The organism is Shewanella sp. SM32 (assembly GCF_025654235.1).
Lineage (GTDB): Bacteria > Pseudomonadota > Gammaproteobacteria > Enterobacterales > Shewanellaceae > Shewanella > Shewanella oncorhynchi.
Genome location: NZ_JAKKRO010000118.1, coordinates 1 through 3750 on the forward strand (window position 1 = coordinate 1; position 3750 = coordinate 3750).

A 3750-nucleotide genomic window follows, 5' to 3' on the forward strand; every position below is an offset into this window, starting at 1 on the left:
GGACAGAAATCATTTAGTAGCTTTACTTATTAGCTCCATTTGTGGGCCAATGACCTATCCAGAAAATGCATAATAATTAAACTAATTTGAATATTCATATCTGCTATCTCGAAAAAAAACAGCACTAATTTAAAAATATCGAGCTCTTTTCATCAAGCATTAACTACGTGAAAAGAGCTCTTCATATCACTACAACTGCCCACCCACACCTTTGAATTTTTCAACAAAAGCGGCAATTTTCTGAAAAACCGTTTGCTTCTGGGTTCGGTACTGTGGGTTCAATGGGCTAAGTTTGGGCAGTGCCTCATTAAGTGCTGTGCCATTTTCAGAGGCGTACTCACGTTTGAGTGATGACGCAATATAGCGTTTGGCAGCATCGATATTGAGCTTTTCAGAGGCAATAATGGCATCGGCTTCGCGCTTCTGCTCCGCCTGGGCGAATTTGAAGAAAGCGTCGATAATGCTGGCTTTGTCATTGATCTCATCTAGGTTTGTCTGGTTAATAAAATCAACCACCAAGCTCTCTTTCGCTCTATTGCCAAGGCTACCGCGGATCATACGACGAACTTCTTCAATCAAGCCTTCTTTGCTCTTGTTCTTCTTATTGTGATCAAAAATCAGTTCAAGAATGTAATCGAGGTTGATTTCTTGCGATTTAAGCAAATCAATTTCAAAGACCACATCGTCCCAGTCTACCGTTGACTTATCTTTATCCTGACCTTCTTTATCGCGTCGCAACCAGTCGCGGGTATCGTTGTAGGTAGAGCGATAATCTTGGATAGCACGTTCGCTCGGCATATCGATTGTTTGCATTGCCTCGATGTCAGCATCGTCCAGATAGTACTTTGACTTAAACTCTTCAACCGCTTGTTCATCACTGGTATCTAAGCTTTGCAGTGCTTTTAATCCAGCAAACTCATCGTAGTTTTGTAAAATATTTTCTGCTTTTAGGTATTCACCAAACAGCTTGGCAAACTCTTTTTTATCTTGTTCTTTTTCAATATTTTCTGGGTTTGGAAAGCGTTCTTGCAGCTCTTTGACGATATCAACAAAACCTCGACGCGCTTGGCCAGTAGCAATATCGTTAAAGCCTTCCATGTATTCTTTGTAGCTCTTCTCCAACACCACGTTTTTGGTGTTTTTGTCACCAAACAAGGTGATTGCATCAATGGTTGCCTGTTCCAAATCACGGAAGGTAACAATATTGCCAAAGGTCTTCGTCGCATCATAAATGCGGTTAGTGCGAGAAAATGCCTGCATCAAGCCGTGATAGCGCAAATTCTTATCAACAAACAAGGTGTTAAGCGTAGGCGCATCAAAGCCCGTTAAAAACATCCCCACCACTATGAGCAGATCTATTTCTTGATTCTTCACGCGCTGAGCAAGGTCACGGTAGTAGTTCTGAAAGCCATTACTGTCCACGCCATAGTTAGATTTAAACATGGCGTTGTAATCTTTAATCGCGGCGCTCAAAAACTCTTTTGCGCTGCTGTTCATGGCACTGACTTCAAAACTCTCATCTAAAATATCACCAATGGCGTCCTGCTCTTCATTGGCAGCAAATGAGAAGATAGTTGCAATGCGCAGAGGTTTACTTGTAGGTCCATTCTCAGCCTCGGCCTGCAATGTTTTGAAGGTTTCATAGTAGGCTTTCGCCGCATCAACACTACTGACCGCAAACATGGCGTTAAACCCTTTGGCGCCAGAATAGGCTCGATGTGTTTTCTGGTTAAAATGGCTCAGAATATACTGCGAGATTTCACCAATGCGCATTGGATGTAAGAAGGCTTTCTTATTCTCCGCCGCACTAAGCTTCTTATCATCCTGCTCAGTCTCAATGCTCTTAAATTGCGGACGAACATCGTTATAGTCCACTTTGAACTTGAGTACTTTTTCATCACGAATGGCGTCAGTGATCACATAMGTGTGCAACTGCTGGCCAAACACGYYRCCCGTGGTTTCWGCRCCCARKGCRTTTTCTGGGAAAATKGGCGTACCKGTRAAGCCAAACTGGTAGTACTTTTTGAATTTCTTCTTCAGGTTTTTCTGCGCYTCACCGAACTGGCTTCGATGACACTCATCAAAAATAAARACRACTTGCTTGTTGTATATAGCTAAATCGCTTTCGCTTTTGATTAAGTTGTTGAGCTTTTGGATTGTGGTGACGACAATCTTGTTATCGTCTTTATCCAGGTTACTCTTAAGCCCTGCGGTACTGTCTGAACCGTTCACACTATCAGGCGAGAACCGCTGATACTCTTTCATCGTCTGATAGTCGAGGTCTTTTCGGTCCACCACAAARAAGACTTTATCGATACAGTCTAAATCGGTGGCCAAACGTGCCGCTTTAAAGCTGGTGAGTGTTTTRCCWGAACCCGTRGTGTGCCAAATGTASCCACCGCTCTCTGGCTTAGCCCAGTYYTTAGCGTTAAACGCGCTCTTTATCTTCCATAAAATGCGCTCAGTAGCCGCAATTTGGTAAGGGCGCATTACAAGTAAGGTATTGCTGACGTCAAACACCGAGTAACGCAAGATCACTTCAAGCAAGGTCTCTTTCTGGAAAAAAGTGGCGGTAAAGTCTTTTAAATCCTTGATCAGCGTATTGTCTGACTTCGCCCAGTTCATCGTAAAATCGAAGCTGTTTTTGTCGCGCTTGGTGGTATTGGCAAAATAGCGCGTGTCGGTGCCATTAGAGATCACAAAAAGCTGCAAGAACTTGTACAASGAGTTCTCTGCATTAAAGCTYTCTTTGCTGTASCKATGWATTTGATTAAACGCCTCACGGATCGCCACACCACGCTTTTTCAGTTCGATTTGCACCAAAGGCAAACCATTGATCAAAATCGTCACATCGTAACGGTTGGCATGGCTTCCCGTTTGCTCAAACTGCTTAATGACCTGCACTTTGTTACGAGCAATGGTCTTCTTATCAAACAGGTAGATGTTTTCTATATGGCCATCATCAAAGACAAAATCGAAAATATAGTCACTGTGCACTTTGCGAGTTTTATCAAGAATATTGTCGCTTGGTGTGTTCAGGTATTGCTCGCAAAAGCGAGCCCACTCGGCATCGGTAAAYTCGACCTTATTAAGGGCTTGTAGCTGCTTGCGYACATTCGCCAGCATGGCATCGGGCGTGGTTAGTGCCGATAAATACTCATAGCCCTGGTTGCTTAGGTCCTGAATCAGCTCACGTTCTAAATCACCTTCGCTTTGAAAGCTTTCGTTAACCTGCCACTCTTTAGTGTATTTATCTAACACAATAAAGTTATTGGATTCTGCCACCGCTTTATAAGTCGTCATTCGTTTACATCCTTTTTTGTTAGCCGTGGTGTTTTCCAAAATGGAACCAGCCACTGCATCGCATTATTCAGTGACTTGCCAATGGCCGGTTTTATCTGAACCTACCCGAGTTAACCTGCCTTCTTTTTGTAGTTTGCTAATGGCGCGACCAATGGTTCTMACGTCTTTATTCAAGGTATCGGCGAGTTGTTGTCGGGTTAGCTCGGGCGTGTTACTGAGCAATGCTAAAATAGCCTCAGGCGTTTTAAGGCCCGTTACATTGATAAGGGTATTTACAGGGGCGTTTTTACCTTCTCTTAGAGGGGCACTTACAGAGGCGTTTTGCGCGAGTGTTTGCTGAATAACCGACAACATAAAATGAATAAACGGCGTACTGTCTGCTTGGTTATCGGCCTGCTCAAGGGCGTGATAATAGGCTTGCTGATGGTCTTTAATCACACTTTCTAG

Annotated in this window: 2 protein-coding genes; both read right to left on the minus strand. The window is 43.4% G+C overall.

Going from position 1 to position 3750, the window contains the following annotated elements:
- Positions 1 to 189 precede the first annotated feature (189 nt).
- Entirely contained in the window at positions 190 to 3303 is a 3114-nt protein-coding gene (locus tag L5M10_RS23345) for an HsdR family type I site-specific deoxyribonuclease (protein WP_263256045.1), read from the minus strand.
- Positions 3304 to 3366: 63 nt separating this feature from the next.
- A partial coding sequence (locus L5M10_RS23350; RefSeq protein WP_263256046.1) for a winged helix-turn-helix transcriptional regulator occupies positions 3367 to 3750 on the minus strand: 384 nt, incomplete at its 5' end.